This window comes from Rhodopseudomonas palustris, assembly GCF_007005445.1.
Taxonomy (GTDB): domain Bacteria; phylum Pseudomonadota; class Alphaproteobacteria; order Rhizobiales; family Xanthobacteraceae; genus Rhodopseudomonas; species Rhodopseudomonas palustris_G.
Genome location: NZ_CP041387.1, coordinates 2,552,512 through 2,567,396, shown reverse-complemented (window position 1 = coordinate 2,567,396; position 14,885 = coordinate 2,552,512). Strand labels below are relative to the sequence as shown.

Sequence of the window (14,885 nt, the reverse complement as noted above, 5' to 3'; positions counted from 1 at the left end):
CTCGATTCATGGCGCGCAAGCCTGAGCCTCCTGCCAATCCGGACTCGCGGCCGGACGACATTCCCGCGGCGACGCCGCCGGCGACCGGCGCCGCGAGCGGCGAAGGCGCTGCACCGATCTCGCCGCTCGACGAAAAATTCGCGATGCCGGTCGGCTCGGCGGCGCCTGTGGTGCCGACTACCAAGCCGCCGGTGAAGCAATTGATCGCCGACAAGGTCGCGGCCGCCGCTCCGCCTAGCGACAGCGACAGCGACAGCGACGACGACGATGACGACGAGGAAGGTGAAGACGACGACGAGGAACTCGTCGTCTTCACCGCCCGCCAGGCCGCGGGAGCGTTCGCGACTATCATCCGGTTCATCCGGCCGGTGGTCACCAACTACAAGAAGATGTTGGCCTTCGTGGTGTTCGGCGTGGTCGTCGAAACCCTGTTCAACGTCATCATGCCGCTCAGCCTCAAGTTCCTGATCGACGACGCGCTCGGTGAGGAGGACTTCCACGAGCTGTACAAGATCCTGTCGATCCTCGGCGTCGCTGGGGTCATCACCTCGATCGTGGCGGTGTGGTACGAGCGCTGGGACGCCCGGCTCTCCGCGGCGGTGATCGCCGATGTCCGCACCCGGCTGTTCGACCACGCCCAGCGCCTGCCTGCCGGCTATTTTGCCCGCACCAAGCGGGGCGAAATCCTGTCGCGATTTTCGATCGATATGGCGGCGTTCTCGCGGGTGGTCGAGATCCTCGCCAACACCGCGCTGCTGCCGTTCCTCGAATTGATCGCCGGCGTCATCCTGATGCTGTTTCTGAACTGGCAGCTCGCGGTGGTGGCGCTGCTGATCTTCCCGATCACGCTGATCGGTCCGCGCATCCTCACGCCGAAGGCGGTGCAGGCGAACTACGAGCAGAAGGTCCAGGAGGCCGGGATGCTCGGCGTGGTGCAGGAGAACATCGGCGCCCAGGCCGTGGTCAAGGCGTTCAGCCTGCAGCGCAAGATGTTCGGCTTCTTCACGCTGCGCAATCAGGCGACCCGGCAGAAGATGGCGCAGGCCACCTTCCTGACCTCGATGGTCGAGCGTTCGGTGACCGTGTCGGTGCTGATGCTGCATCTGGTGGTGCTGGCGATCGGCGCCTATCTGGCGACCACCGGCCAGATCACCGTCGGCACCTTCGTCACTTTCGAGAGCGCATTCTGGGAAGTCTCCTACAACATCGCTCACTTGATGCAGTTCATCCCGGTGTCGATCCAGGCCGCCGCCGCGGTGCGTCACATGGAGGAGCTGCTCGACGAGAAGACCCCGATCGCCGATCGTCCGGGCGCGGCCGAGCTGCCGCGGATCACCGACAACATCGCTTTCGAGCGGGTGTCGTTCGCCTATGAGGGCGCCGAGCGGCCGGTGATCGACAATTTCAGCCTGAAGCTGACGGCCGGCAAGACCATCGCCATCGTCGGCCCCAGCGGGTCGGGCAAGAGCACGCTGCTCAATATGGTGCTGCGGCTGTACGATCCGACCGAGGGGCGGGTCGCGGTCGACGGCGTCGACATCCGCAACGTGACGCTGGAATCGCTGCGCCGGAGCATGGCGGTGGTGTTCCAGGAGAACATGCTGTTCAACATGTCGATCCGCGACAACATCCGGCTCGGCAAGGAGGGGGCGACCGACGCCGAGGTCGAGCAGGCGGCCAAGAAGGCCGAGATTCACCGCTTCATCATGAGTCTGCCGGAGAAATACGACACCGTGGTCGGCGAGCGCGGTGACACGCTGTCCGGCGGCCAGCGTCAGCGCATTGCGATCGCCCGCGCGATCGTGCGCAATCCTTCGGTGCTGCTGCTCGACGAGGCGACCTCGGCGCTGGACCAGACCACCGAGGCGGCGATCAACAAGACGTTGATGAAGCTGGCGCGCGGCCGCACCATGATCTTCTCGACCCACCGCCTGACCAGCGTGGTCGAGATGGACGAGATCGTCGTCGTTTCGAACGGCCAGGCGATCGAGCGCGGCACGCACCAGGAGCTGCTGGCCAAGAACGGCGTCTATCGCAAGCTGTGGGACGACCAGAAGCGCCACGGCGCCGATGACGATGACGACGATGATGATGACGACGAGTGAGCGTCGCGTGCGCGCGGTCGCTGCGCGTCAGCGACTGCGTTTGAGGCTGTCGTAGTAGAACAAGGCTATCGGCCCCTCAGGTGACGGTCCCGTCGAGGCGGCCGAGGACATTCAGTTGGGTACGAAGGCCGTCGGCATCGGTGAGGTCGGCGTCGATCTCCGCATGGAGCTTGCGCCAGATCGGCACCGCCGCGGCCAGCGTCTTCCGCCCCGTAGGCGTCAGCCGTAGCAGCCTGGCGCGCCGGTCGGCCGGATCGATCAGCACTTCGAGCAGATTGCGCCGCTCCAGCGGTTTCAGGTTCGCCGTCAGCGTGGTGCGGTCCATCGCCAGCAATGCGGCGACGCTGCCGAGCGGGGCTGGCTGCGGCCGGTTCAGGGACATCAGCAGCGAGAACTGACCGCTGGTGAGCCCGGCCGGTTTCAGCGCGAGGTCGAACCGCCGTGCCAGCGCCCGCGCTGCGCGCTGGGCGTGCAGGCACAGGCAGCTATCGCTCACCAGCAGCGTGGTTTCGAAACTGGGTTCGGCCGATGCGCGCATCTGAGAACGGCTCTTGACAAGCGGGTGGCAATATAGGTTGATATCAACCTATTTCGGCGGGATCAAGCGCCGTCGAGGGCGGGTCCGGTGGGCGCAGCCCGCGCGGCATCGACCTCGCCAGTCGAACGGGGAGGAGCATCGTATGAAGATCGTGACCAGCCTGAGCTTCCAGGGGCAGTGCCGCGAAGCGTTCGAGTTCTACGCCAAGGTGCTGGGCGGCAAGATCACCGCGGCGTTCCCCTATAGCGACGCGCCGCCGGAGATGCCGGTCACCGATCCGAAGTACAAGACCTGGCTGATGCACTGCTGGCTCGAGGTCGGCGATCAGGCGCTGATGGGCGCCGACATGGACACCGGCTGGGCTCCGAACATCGACAAGCCGAAGAACGGTTTCGACGTCACCCTGCACACGGAGGACAAGGCCGAGGCGCAGCGCTGGTACGAGCAATTGTCCGAGGGCGGCAAGCCGATGATGCCGTTCGGCGAAACGTTTTGGTCGCCTGGGTTCGGTTCGCTGATCGACCGCTTCGGCATTCCGTGGATGATCAACACGCTGCCGGCGTCGGCCTGACGGCGGCGCGGGGCCGGCGAAAAAAACGCCGGCCCAATGTCGGCCGCGGCGTGGTCGCTTCGTCCTCGGAGCACGGGGGACCCAGTCCTTTCGCGCAGGTCTTTCAACGTCGTTGCGAACGAAGCGAAGCAATCCAGCTTCGCGCACTGAGCTGGATCGCTTCGTCGCGGAGCCTGTGCCCGGGCGGCGCATCGCGCCGATCCGGGTGCTCCTCGCAATGACTCGGCAAACGCTCCCGCAACACGGAAACGACCATGAACCAGTCCTATCGTTGGGTGATCGTTGCGGCCGGCGGTGTGCTTGGCTGCGTCGCGGCCGGTGCGATGTTCTCACTGCCGGTGCTGATCAGGCCGATGTCGCAGGACACCGACTGGTCGGTCACCGGGATCTCCACCGCGATGACGATCGGTTTCCTGGCGATGGCCGCCGCCAGCATGCTGTGGGGCAATCTGTCGGACAGGTTCGGTCCGCGCCCCGTGGTGCTGACCGGATCGGTGGTGCTCGCGGCCAGCCTCGCGCTCGCCAGCCGCGCCGCCTCGCTGATCGAATTCCAGTTGCTGTTCGGCGTACTGGTCGGTGCCGCCACCGCCACTGTGTTCGCGCCGATGATGGCCTGCGTCACTGGCTGGTTCGATACCGGGCGGGGCCTTGCGGTGTCGCTGGTGTCCGCCGGCATGGGCATGGCGCCGCTGACGATGGCGCCGCTGGCGGCGTGGCTGGTGACGATCCACGACTGGCGCGGCGCGATGCTGATCATCGCAGCGGTCGTCGCCGCGCTGATGATCCCCGCGGCGCTGCTGGTGCGGCGTCCGCCGGCGCTCGAAGCTGGCGGCGCCGAGGCGGCGTCGGCCGATGCGCAGGACGAAATGACGGTGGGGCAGGCGGTGCGCTCGCCGCAATTCGTCACGCTGATGCTCGCCAACTTCTTTTGCTGCGCGACCCATTCCGGCCCGATCTTCCACACCGTCAGCTACGCGGTGACCTGCGGCATCCCAATGATCGCGGCGACCACGATCTACAGCGTCGAGGGACTGGCCGGGATGTTCGGCCGGATCGGCTTCGGCCTTGCAGGCGACCGCTTCGGCGCGCAGCGCGTGCTGGTCATCGGCCTGCTCGCGCAGGCGTTCGGCGTGCTGGCCTACGCCTTCGTCGGCGGGCTCGGCGGCTTCTATGCGGTCGCGGTCGCGGTCGGCTTCATCTACGCCGGAACCATGCCGCTCTACGCCGTGATCATCCGCGAGAACTTTCCGCTGCGGATGATGGGCACGATCGTCGGCGGCACCGCGATGGCTGGCAGCCTCGGCATGTCCACCGGCCCGGTGCTCGGCGGGCTGATCTACGATGCCTACGGCAGCTACGCGCCGATGTATGTCGCCTCCTGCGCCATGGGCCTCGCCGCGATGCTGATCCTGGCGACGTTCCGGCCGTTCCCGCAGCGGCGAGAGGAATTGGCGGTGGCGTAGGAGAGGGCGACGTCTGCTGGGGCGGCAGCACTGCTGTCGCCGCTACGGCGACAGCGCCTCGATGATGCGGCAGTCGGCGACAGTGCCGCAGTCACACTGCGTGATCATGTGATTCAGCTCCCTGCGCAGCGCTTGCAGGTCTGCGATCTTGCGGTCGACTTCGGCCAGATGCTGCTTGGCGATCGTGTCGATGGCATCGCAGGAGCGTTCCCGCTCGTCAGACAGATCCAAAAGCGCGCGGATCTGGTCGAGTGAAAAGCCGAGGTCGCGGGCGCGACGGATGAAGCTCAGCCGGTTCAGATGCGCCGTTGTGTAGGCGCGGTAGTTGCCCGGCGTGCGCGCTGGAGCCGACAGCAATCCGATCCGCTCGTAATACCGGATGGTTTCGACCTTGGTGTCCGTCTGGCGCCCGAGATCCCCAATCGCGAGGTGGTCCGTCGGCATGTCTTGACCCTGTAGCCGCTACAGGGTGCATATGGGGTGTCACAACGCTTTGTCGAGGTGATGCTGTGGCGACCGAGGCCTATAAAATTCGTGTGGAGGGCATGGACTGCGCCTCCTGCGCGCTCAAGATCGAGACCGCGATGCAGCGGCTGTCGGGTGTCGCGGATGTTCGCGTCAGCTACTCCGCCGGCACCTTGGCCCTTCGGCTTGATCGGGGCAGGATTTCGCCGAGCACCATCGACGAACAGCTTCGCTCGCTCGGTTACCGACCGCTAGCGACCGCGTCGTCGCCAAGCAGCCTCGCGACAGAACGACAACGCCTACCGTGGTGGCAGGACGCGAAGCTGCAATCGGTCATGTTCGCAGCGACGGTGTTTGCTCTGGCGTTCACCTTAGCGCAGCTCTTTCCGGCCTTCGAGCGATGGCTCTATTCCGCAGCGGCCGCGGTCTGTCTGATCCCGATCGCACGTCGGGCCTTGATCGGCGCGCGTTCGGGATCCCCGTTCAGCATCGAAACGCTGATGAGCGTTGCGGCGATCGGCGCGGTCATGATCGGCGAGGCCGAGGAGGCGGCCGTGGTCATCGTTCTGTTCAGCGTGGGCGAATGGCTGGAGACTTTCGCGGCGGGGCGCGCGCGATCCGGGATTGAAGCGCTGATCGGCGTGGTGCCGCGCACCGCGAGGCGGCTGCGCGATGGTTCAGACGAAGTCGAGGAGATTCCGGCTGCCGACCTCATGATCGGAGATGTGGTGGTGGTGCGTCCCGGCGACCGTATCCCGTCGGACGGCAAGGTTATCGACGGCCACTCTGACGTGAACGAAGCACCGATCACCGGCGAGTCCGTGCCGGTCGCCAAGGCGGTCGGCGATCACGTCTATGCCGGCAGCATCAACGCAAACGGAGAGCTGCGCATCGAGACGACGAATGCGGCGGCCGACAACACGATTGCGCGCATTATTCACCTCGTCGCAGAAGCGCAGGAATCCAAGGCGCCGACGGAGCGGATGATCGATCGTCTCAGCCGGTGGTACACGCCCGCCGCCATGCTGGTGGCGCTCCTTGTCATCATCGTACCGCCGCTTGGTTTCGGCGAGGATTGGACGACCTGGATCTATCGCGGACTCGCCACGCTGCTGATCGCCTGTCCATGCGCTCTCGTGATTTCGACGCCGGCCGCCATTGCGTCCGGACTTGCGGTGGGGGCTCGCAAAGGGCTGCTCATCAAGGGCGGTGCGGTGCTGGAGACGCTCGGCAAAGTCAAGACCGTCGCCTTCGACAAGACCGGCACGCTGACACTGGGTCGGCCTCAGGTGACCGACGTCATTTCCGTGATCGGCGATGAAGACCTCGTCCTCGCCCGCGCGGCGGCTGTCGAAGGCAACACCAACCACCCGATCGGACAGGCGATCGTCCGGACCGCGAAGGAGCGCAAGCTACAGCTTCCTGTGGCGTTTGGAGGCAGTCAGGCGGTCCCGGGCAAGGCGGTCTCGGCGCGCCTCAAAGATGGCTTCGCCTTCGTCGGGTCACCACGCTTTGCGGCAGAGCGGACGACGATTCCGCCGGAGCTTGCGGCGACGATCTCCCGTCTCGAGCGAGAGGGTAAAACCGTCGTGGTTCTGATCTCTGGAAAGACCTGCGACGGAGCGATTGCGCTGCGCGACGAGCCGCGTCCGGATGCGGCAGGTGCTTTGCGGCAACTCGCATCCAAAGGCATCGCGGTGGTCATGCTGACGGGCGACAACGCGCGAACGGCGGGCGCCATCGCGGACCGACTTGGCATGGAGGTCCGCGCGGAGCTTCTGCCCGACGCCAAGCTCGCGGAGATCAGCCGCCTGAAGGACGTATCCCCGGTGGCGATGGTTGGCGACGGCATCAATGATGCGCCGGCGCTCGCGGCTGCGTCCGTCGGCATCGCCATGGGGGGAGGAACGGACGTGGCGCTGGAGACCGCCGATGCTGCGCTGCTGAACGACCGCACACGCGGCGTCGTGGAATTGATTGCGCTGTCGCAGGCCACGCTCGGCAACATCTGGCAGAACATCTCGATCGCGCTCGGGCTGAAAGCGGTGTTCCTCGCCACCAGCCTGCTCGGCGTGACGACGTTGTGGATGGCGATCCTCGCCGACACCGGCGCCACCGTCCTGGTCACCGCGAACGCCCTCAGATTGCTGCGGTGGCGGGCGTCGGAGTCATGACGCCGGATGAGGGGCGGCTGGCTCGGCGTCGCGGCAGAGCCAGGCTGTGCTGATCGCCAGCAGCAGGGTGGAGGCGGCGCTGGCCCAGGCCATGCTGTCCCAGCCGGCCCAGGTGCCGGTGCCGAGCAGGCGAATGACGACCGGCCCGATGATCTGCCCGACGGCGAACGCCACCGTCATCCGCGCCAGCAGCGGCGTCGGATTGGCGGGACACAGCTCGCGGGCAAGCTGAAGTCCGGCCATCGTCGCGACCATGAAAGTGCCGCCGACCAGTACGGCGGAGGCGGCGAGGGACCACAGCGCGTGGCTGATCAGCGGCAGCGCCGTGCCGACCGCCATCGTCCCTTGCGCCAGCGCCCACACCCGCCGCCGCGGCCAGCCGTGGAGCCGATGCGCCGCGAGCGCCACCGAGATGGCGGCAGCCAGCCCGAACAGCGGCCAGGTGATGCCGAACACCAACGGGTTCGCGGTCAACTCCCGCGCCATCGCCGGCAGGAAGGTGGCCGGAATGATGTAGCCGAAGCCGAAGGCGCCGTAACACGCCACGATGCCCCACTGACGATCCGTACTCTTGGTCGCGAGTTGCGCGTGCGCAGGCGTGCCCGCCGGCGACGGCGCGCTGGTGCGGCGTCCGAGGCCGGCGGCGACGATGATCGTGCCGAGCGCCGTGATCGTTCCGAGTTCGAGCCAAAGCGCGGAAGCTGTCTGCTGCCCGCCGAGCCAGGCGATCGTCCCCGCCAGCGCAATGCCGAGGCCGACGCCGCAATAGATCCAGGCGCCGAGCTGCGCGCTGTGGCGCCGCGCGAGTTCAGTGAGGCACCAACTGCTGGCGCACACCAGCGCCCATGCGCTGCAGACCCCGGACACCGCGCGCAGCACGGCGCCGACAAGCTCCATCGAGCCGCGATCGATCCACGCTGGCGCCATCGTCGACAGCACGATGCCGATCAGCGACAAGCGCAGGCCGCGCTGCGGATGGCCGGCAAAGATCGAGGCGGTCAGCGCGCCCGCCAGGTAGCCGGCGTAGTTCGCCGCCGCCCATTCGGCACCGGCGGCGGCATTCAAGGTGCCGTCGCGCATCATCAGCGGCAACAGCGGCGTGAACGCGAACCGGCCGATCCCCATCGCGGCGGCGAGCGCCATAGTGCCGCTCATGACGATCAGCCAGGTCGGCGGATGAAGGTTGGCGGCTTCGACGGAAGTGCGGTGCATCAGGTTGCCCGATCAAGCCAAGCGAGGCATCGACAACAGCAAATCGGGCCAGCATTGAAAACTGAATTATTATGAACTACCGTTCTCGATATGAGAATGATGGACCTCGACGACCTCGAGATCTTCCGCGCCGTCGTCAGGGAGGGCGGGGTCACCCGCGCGGCGAACCGGCTGCACCGGGTGCCGTCCAACGTCACCACTCGCATCAAGCAATTCGAGGAGCGGATCGGGCACAGCCTGTTTCGCCGGCAGGGGCGCGGTCTGGTCCTCACCGATGTCGGCCGCACCCTGCTGAGCCACGCCGAACGTCTGCTGCAGATGGCTGATGCCGCCGAGCAGGAGTTGCGCAGCGGCAAGTCGAGGGGCGTGCTGCGGCTGGGCTCTCTGGAAAGTGCGGCCGGGGTGCGGCTGCCTCCGGTGCTCTCGCGCTTTCATGCGCGTTACCCCGACATCGCGATCCAGATGACGACGGACACCACCGCCGCGCTGCTTCGGCAATTGGAGCGGTTCGAGATCGACGCCGCCTTCGTCTCCGAGCCGTTCGAGCCGGGTAGCTTCGCCTCAGTTGCTGCGTTCGACGAAGAACTGGTGCTGATCACCGCCAAGGGCGACCGCCCGCTGCGCCGCTCCGCCGACCTCGGCGGTAAGACCGTGGTGGCGTTTCCGCACGGCTGCTCCTATCGCCGGCGCCTGATGGAATGGCTGGCATTGGAAGGCGTATCACCCGACCGAATTCTCGACCTCGGTTCGTATCACGCCATCGTCGCCTGCGTCGCGGCCGGCTCCGGCATCGCCATCGTGCCCGCAGGCGTGCTCGATCACGCCGCTTTGGGCACGGCGGTGGACCGCCACCCGCTGCCGGCCAAGCTGCGAAACAACCGGACGCATCTGGTCTGGTCCGGCGGGCCGAGTTCGTCGTTGCAGGCCCTGATGGCTCTGCTCCCGAATGCGGGCGCAAAGCGGCGGGGCGGTGGATAGCAGGGGGGCGTTTGACCGGCGCGCAATCTGTGGGAGGCTCGTCCTTCGACCGCTTCGAGATTGAAGCAGGCGTGCCGCCTTGCTTGGATGAGAATGGTGGTTGTGACCCGGAGCGGCCTTTGCGACCGAGTTACGGACGTGCGAATTCAGCCCCCTTCACCGACATGGCGACGACATTCTAGATCGGCGGTTTCGGGCCAATGCACAGCAGATCTCGGTACGCCTAACCAGAACTCTGCCAGGATTGCGTTGCGACCCGGCCTGAAGGGTGTGCCGGCGGGCGGCTATCAGGCTGCATCGCCGCTCCATCGCCACTGTTCTTAGCCACGCACTATCATGCGCACCGAAACAATGCTATTGACGAGCTTTCAACCAGACGAGCATCCGAGCATGTTCGACAAGACGCAAATCTCGTCCGATACGGCGATGTTCGATCAGATCGACGCGATCAACCTCTACATCGATCGTGTCCGGCAAACCCTTAAAGACAGCGTCAATATGGACCCGCTCGATGACGTATCGATGATACGAGGCCAAGCGGAGGTCTTCTTCCAGGCTCACATACGACGAGCACTGGCTTTTCTGGACGGCGGCAAACATGCGCTGGATGCCGGACACGGTTTGATCGCTTTGACTGCCGTCCGATGCTTGTACGAGTCCGCAGCATGTGTTCATGATTTCTGCAATCAGGTTATCAAACTTATCGACACCGATAGAGTGGTTGATGCTGTCGCCCTTGCGCACCAGCGCTCGTTAGCCCAGCGTTTCGAAGTCAAAAAGAAGAACACGGATCTTTACGACTACACTGCGGTCAGCATCCTCAAGCAGATCGACGCCATGGACAAGATCGTTCCTCATGCGCGGCGCGACTACGACCAACTTTCGGAATTCGTGCATCCCAACGCGTACGGGAGTGTCTATTACTTCATGCAGCCGACGGCTGATCAATCTATCGAATTTGGCTCACCGGAGAACGAGCGCAGCCAGACGATGGGCCTATTCCTATCGGGGGCTTCCCTCTTCAGCCTGATAGAAGGCGATCTATGGCGTTTTACGAGCTCAGTTCTTCATTTTGTCGAGAGACGCCTACAGGCTAAGATCGACGACTATTATGCTCGGAAAGCATCGGGTCAGTGCATTTAGCGCTTGCTCGCCGATGGCTACCGCTGGGCGTCGACCACTACGATATCCGCGGTTCTTTGGCCTGCGGCCCGATGCTCGGCTTGGAGTTTCTTAATGCTGGTGAGCTTCGAGCCCATCTTGCTCACGTCGATAATCAGGAATAGTGCCTCTTCGGTTTCCAAGCGCGTCGCGCTGCGGAGAGGGCATACGAGCCCTCGCGGTTCGTGCAAATCATGCGCGTTCATCAGCACGCCGCCTGCGCGGAGGATGGGCGTCAAGAGGTTCGAAGAGATGCTGATAGCCCCGCACGGTCATGTTGAAGAAATCGATGCGCATGTTGGCGAGTTCGTCGAGTATCCGATCGCGATGTTCGTCGTCGATGCGCGAGCCAAAATAGATCGCGTCGACCGCGTGGTGGTCGTCATAAGAAGTCCTCTTGATATTGCCTAAGACGCGCCATTCACGTTCGTAAGCCCAAGCCGCTTTCTTGTGCGAGAGGATTTTGATGGCAGCGCTCCTGCTATCCATAGCGTCGTCGTGGTCGACCGGCGGTGGAACATCTCCATAATTGACTCTGGCCACACAGACGTCGTTGGAAAGCCCGTCGAGTAACGCCTGCGTTTTGTATCGCACGCATATGCCTGCGTAGTTGTCTGCGTAATGTGCCCACATTAGCTCGTTGGAATTTGTTTCGCTGAAGCACGCGATACCGTGGTAGCTCTTGGCATCGTAGATGCGCCGTACGACGTGCTCATAGTCCTCTACCCCGCGTAGCCCCACGGTCGGGTCGTAGAAGCCCTCCATTGGGTCATTCATGGTGCGGAAGTTCGAGCAATAGAGGTACGCCTCGCGGATCGATCGTATCTCGCTCGCCAAACTGTTGGGCCGATGGGTTAGGGAGCGGTAGCGGTACAAGTTTGCCGGTGCCACCGGAGGTTCAATGCGGACCATCGATATACCTGTGATGAGTGAATAAGCCCGAGGGTTCAACCCTAGCGCTTGCATTCCGTCAATAGACCGCGATACCCGCGCACTGCGCGACGACTGCCTCGACATGTCCGAAATTCGCCCATAACTAACCTTTCGGGCGGGGGGCATCGACGTCCGTTTCCGGCCCATGGCAGCATCGGTCGCGCTCCCGCTTCGGTGCCGGTTCTCAGCGCAAGCGGACCTGCCTTGCCAGTTCTTCGTCAGATGCAAACGGCGGTCGCACCAAAGGCGGATCGGTCCGCGTCGCTGTCCACGATACCTGCGCGGTGATGCAGAATAGGTGGTTGTCGGTGTCGTCGATCTTGCGAGGGTCGATCACGCCTCCAGCTCCGCGCCGACGTCGCTCGCTTCCTCTGCGGTTGGCCTCGCCGCGATGCCGAGTCTCGCGGCGTTCGGGCTTGTTGCTCTGCCCGCTGGCGTCATCCGATCCGCACGGTGAATTCGTTGCCGCGGCCTTCGTCGATGTCGAGCGAGCGGGAGAAATAGCCATTGGCGGGGGCGCGGACGTAATCGAGATAGTCCTGCGCAAACGCGTTCTCGCCGAGGATCACGGCGCCGGGTGACAGCCGGGGCTCGATCAGTTTGAGCACCGGCAGGTACAGCGAGAACGCGCCGTCGATCGACAGGACGTCGACGTCGCCGCCGACGTCTTTCAGCGTGTCGAGTGCATCGCCCTCGCGGATCTCCACCAGATCGGCCAGCCCCGCCGCTTCGAGGTGAGCCCGCGCCCGCGTGACTTTGGTGGGCTCGATCTCGGAGCCGATCAGCCGGCCGCCGCCATTGTCGCGTAGCGCAGCCGCGAGGTAGATCGTCGAGATTCCCATCGATGTGCCGAACTCGACGATCCGGGTCGCTCTGCGGGCGCGCGCGATCGCGTAAAGGAAGCGGCCATAGGCTGGAGAAATCGCCAGAAAATGATCGGCGTGCTCTCGATAAGTCGTTCGATAGTTGAGACGTTCCTCATCGACAAATCTGGCGGCCAAGTCCTTCAGCGTTTCACCGGACCTTTCGGCCTGCGCCATCATCTCGGCCATCAGGGCGCGATCCGCGGCCTCGGCCTCTGCGTGCAGTTTGTCGAGCGTCTCTGCGATGCGCTTGCTGCTCTGCGATGTCATGCAAGTCCCTTTCGGTCATGCCGAGACCGGTTCGGCCTCGGCTGTCCGGGTGAGTAAAGGGAGGCTGCGGTGGCGTCATTACGTAGCTTAGACAGATTGTTATCCATTTGCGCCAAGCGGCATGGTAGGTCGGACCATGCCACTTCTCACTGAAAGCTCCACTGCGGCCGACTGGATCGAACCCGACGAGGTCGCGCGCCCGGTGGTTGCCTATGGCATCGCGTCGGAGATGATCGGCTCGTTCGAGATCGATCTGCACTGCCATGCCAAGGCGCAGATCCTGCTGGTGCAGCGCGGTGCACTGAGTTGCCGGGTGGAAGGCGGATTGTGGATCGTGCCGCCGCGCAGCGCGGTCTGGATACCAGGCGGCACGCTGCACGCGATCACGGCGACCGGCAGGCTCGAAGGCTATGCTGCGTTCGTCGCCGCCGGCATCGATGTGGGACTGCCGCAACGCTGCTGCACCGTCTCGGTGACGCCGCTGCTGCGCGAACTGCTGTTCCGTGCCGCCAGGCTGCCGCTGCTGTACGACGAGGACGGAGCGGCTTCGCGTCTGATCGCGGTGTTGCTCGACGAGATCGGGGCTGCCAGGATCGAGGATCTGCATCTGCCGATGCCGTCCGATCCGCGGCTGCGCGCGTTGGCCGACCTGATGATGGCCGCGCCCGCCGATCGTGGTTCGCTGCAGGGCTGGGCCGAGCGCACCGGCCTCAGCGAGCGGACGCTGGGGCGGTTGATCAGCCGCGAGACCGGGATGAGCTTCGGGCGCTGGCGCCAGCAGCTCGGCGTCATGCTCGCGGTGCAGTGGCTGGCCGGCGGCGCCTCGATCCAGCAGGTCGCCGCCGATCTGGGTTACGAGAGTGTGCCGAGCTTCGTCACCATGTTCCGCAAGACGCTCGGCACGTCACCGGGCCGCTACATGGCGGAACGCCATGCCGGCGCCCGAGTCACTTGCTGCTCAGATACAGCGGCGTCCGCACCGTGAGCTGATAGGCCGGCTTCGGCGTCCACGCCACCTGCGCGGTGATGCCGTACAGGCGGTTGTCGTTGTCGTCCATCTTGTCGAGGTCGATCCGCAGGATCGGCTGGGTGAAGGCGTCGATCGGGGTGAAGCGCAGCAGTTCGGCGCCGCCGAACGACTGCAGGCCGGCGCGGCCGGTCAGCTTCCAGTTGCTGTCCCACTGGTAATAGCCCCCGAGCCAGCCGACCGTGTTGGGGTGGATCGCGGCGCGGTCGGCATCGATCGCCGTGGTGGTGTACTGCACGCCAGCCAGAACGCCGCGGGTCTCGTCGGCGTCGAATGCGTAGGACGCCTCCAGGATGGTGTTGAGCGAGGTGGTGGCGAGCGGTCCGCTCGGCACCGAGCGGGTGAGGGTGGTCTGTAGTGTCAAGGTCGGCAGCGATCCGCCGTCCTGGCGATAGATGTCGGCCTGGACGCCGACGTTCCAACTGGTGATGTCGACCGCGCTCCAGCCAGATCCGCCGTTGCTGGTGGTGGCGCTGAAGCCGCCATACAGCGAGACGCGGTCGTTGACGTCGACGGTCAGTGGCACGTCCAGTTCCACGCTCTGGCTCGCCGGCAGCGTCGGCGTCTGCAGCGGCGGCAGCGCCGTCAGCTCCCGGAGCCGGGACAGCACCGCGATGGTCGGGCTCGCAAAGCCGATCGACAGCGCCCCGGCCGGGGTGCGGCCGTAAGTGGTGCGGAGATCGAGGTAGATATTGGGATAGGTCTGCGCGGGCGCCGCGTCGTCGTCATCTGCGTCGGCCGCCAAGGCGGGGGCGGCGAGGAGATGCAACACGCCGGCAGCGATGGCGGCGGCCGCGAGATGCCATGGCCGCCGGGTCAACCGAGCTCGCCCCCAACTCGCCATCTGATCCCATCTCTTGCTGCGGCCGGCCGATCGCGGCGTCCAGCTCCGGCAGTAAGCCACAGCGTCGCTGCGGCCGGCAATCGGGATCGTCTGCCATCTGTGGATCGCGGGACCGCGGGACGCGATCGTCCTTGAATCGGGCGGCGGTCGTTGGTCGAATGCGTCTCGGTCTCGATGTGGTGTTTAAATACCGTAGGGCGCCGAGGCGCGCAGGAAGGTCCGGTTTGTGCCGAATCGAGACGGCGGGAGCGGTCGATTCCCCCGACTCGGTGCCGGAATCG

The 14,885-nt window shown here is 65.1% G+C and carries 13 protein-coding genes; 7 read left to right on the top strand and 6 right to left on the bottom strand.

Features of this window, described 5'->3' with window-relative positions:
• The first annotated feature begins 8 nt into the window (after nucleotides 1–8).
• The gene (locus tag FLL57_RS11760; protein WP_142882971.1) at nucleotides 9–2,105 is read left to right on the top strand and encodes an ABC transporter ATP-binding protein; all 2,097 of its coding nucleotides are present in this window, start codon (nucleotides 9–11) and stop codon (nucleotides 2,103–2,105) included.
• A gap of 76 nt (nucleotides 2,106–2,181) precedes the next feature.
• Here the strand turns inward: FLL57_RS11760 and FLL57_RS11755 are convergent, their stop codons facing one another.
• Nucleotides 2,182–2,643, bottom strand: coding sequence for a MarR family winged helix-turn-helix transcriptional regulator (locus FLL57_RS11755; protein WP_142882970.1), 462 nt, complete (start codon nucleotides 2,641–2,643; stop codon nucleotides 2,182–2,184).
• A gap of 142 nt (nucleotides 2,644–2,785) precedes the next feature.
• On the opposite strand from FLL57_RS11755, the gene FLL57_RS11750 reads away from it, so the two are divergent.
• The gene (locus tag FLL57_RS11750; protein ID WP_013501911.1) at nucleotides 2,786–3,214 is read left to right on the top strand and encodes a VOC family protein; all 429 of its coding nucleotides are present in this window, start codon (nucleotides 2,786–2,788) and stop codon (nucleotides 3,212–3,214) included.
• 254 nt (nucleotides 3,215–3,468) lie between these two features.
• Nucleotides 3,469–4,677 (top strand): MFS transporter, encoded by a 1,209-nt coding sequence (locus FLL57_RS11745; protein WP_142882969.1) that lies wholly within the window; start codon nucleotides 3,469–3,471, stop codon nucleotides 4,675–4,677.
• A 42-nt stretch (nucleotides 4,678–4,719) separates the two neighbouring features.
• Here FLL57_RS11745 and FLL57_RS11740 read toward each other — a convergent pair whose 3' ends face one another.
• Entirely contained in the window at nucleotides 4,720–5,121 is a 402-nt protein-coding gene (locus FLL57_RS11740) for a MerR family transcriptional regulator (RefSeq protein WP_142882968.1), read from the bottom strand.
• 65 nt (nucleotides 5,122–5,186) lie between these two features.
• On the opposite strand from FLL57_RS11740, the gene FLL57_RS11735 reads away from it, so the two are divergent.
• Complete coding sequence (locus FLL57_RS11735) at nucleotides 5,187–7,316, top strand: heavy metal translocating P-type ATPase (RefSeq protein WP_142882967.1); 2,130 nt, start codon at nucleotides 5,187–5,189, stop codon at nucleotides 7,314–7,316.
• On the opposite strand, the gene FLL57_RS11730 is transcribed toward FLL57_RS11735, so the two are convergent.
• Entirely contained in the window at nucleotides 7,311–8,528 is a 1,218-nt protein-coding gene (locus tag FLL57_RS11730; RefSeq protein WP_185966137.1) for a YbfB/YjiJ family MFS transporter, read from the bottom strand. The two genes, FLL57_RS11735 and FLL57_RS11730, sit on opposite strands and share 6 nt — an antisense overlap.
• Nucleotides 8,529–8,624: 96 nt before the next feature.
• Here FLL57_RS11730 and FLL57_RS11725 point away from each other — a divergent pair, with 96 nt between their 5' ends.
• Both FLL57_RS11725 and FLL57_RS11720 read left to right on the top strand, forming a co-directional pair.
• Nucleotides 8,625–9,506 carry a LysR substrate-binding domain-containing protein gene (locus tag FLL57_RS11725; RefSeq protein ID WP_235677124.1) on the top strand — a complete coding sequence of 294 codons (882 nt, stop codon included), beginning with the start codon at nucleotides 8,625–8,627 and terminating at the stop codon, nucleotides 9,504–9,506.
• A 390-nt stretch (nucleotides 9,507–9,896) separates the two neighbouring features.
• Nucleotides 9,897–10,649, top strand: coding sequence for a hypothetical protein (locus tag FLL57_RS11720; protein ID WP_142882965.1), 753 nt, complete (start codon nucleotides 9,897–9,899; stop codon nucleotides 10,647–10,649).
• A 210-nt stretch (nucleotides 10,650–10,859) separates the two neighbouring features.
• Here FLL57_RS11720 and FLL57_RS11715 read toward each other — a convergent pair whose 3' ends face one another.
• Nucleotides 10,860–11,579 carry a DUF2971 domain-containing protein gene (locus FLL57_RS11715; RefSeq protein WP_185966136.1) on the bottom strand — a complete coding sequence of 240 codons (720 nt, stop codon included), beginning with the start codon at nucleotides 11,577–11,579 and terminating at the stop codon, nucleotides 10,860–10,862.
• Between the two features lie 458 nt (nucleotides 11,580–12,037).
• Complete coding sequence (locus FLL57_RS11710; RefSeq protein ID WP_142882963.1) at nucleotides 12,038–12,733, bottom strand: O-methyltransferase; 696 nt, start codon at nucleotides 12,731–12,733, stop codon at nucleotides 12,038–12,040.
• Between the two features lie 136 nt (nucleotides 12,734–12,869).
• Here FLL57_RS11710 and FLL57_RS11705 point away from each other — a divergent pair, with 136 nt between their 5' ends.
• Entirely contained in the window at nucleotides 12,870–13,718 is an 849-nt protein-coding gene (locus FLL57_RS11705; RefSeq protein WP_142882962.1) for an AraC family transcriptional regulator, read from the top strand.
• Here the strand turns inward: FLL57_RS11705 and FLL57_RS11700 are convergent.
• Complete coding sequence (locus FLL57_RS11700; protein ID WP_142882961.1) at nucleotides 13,681–14,604, bottom strand: hypothetical protein; 924 nt, start codon at nucleotides 14,602–14,604, stop codon at nucleotides 13,681–13,683. The two genes, FLL57_RS11705 and FLL57_RS11700, sit on opposite strands and share 38 nt — an antisense overlap.
• Nucleotides 14,605–14,885: the final 281 nt, after the last annotated feature.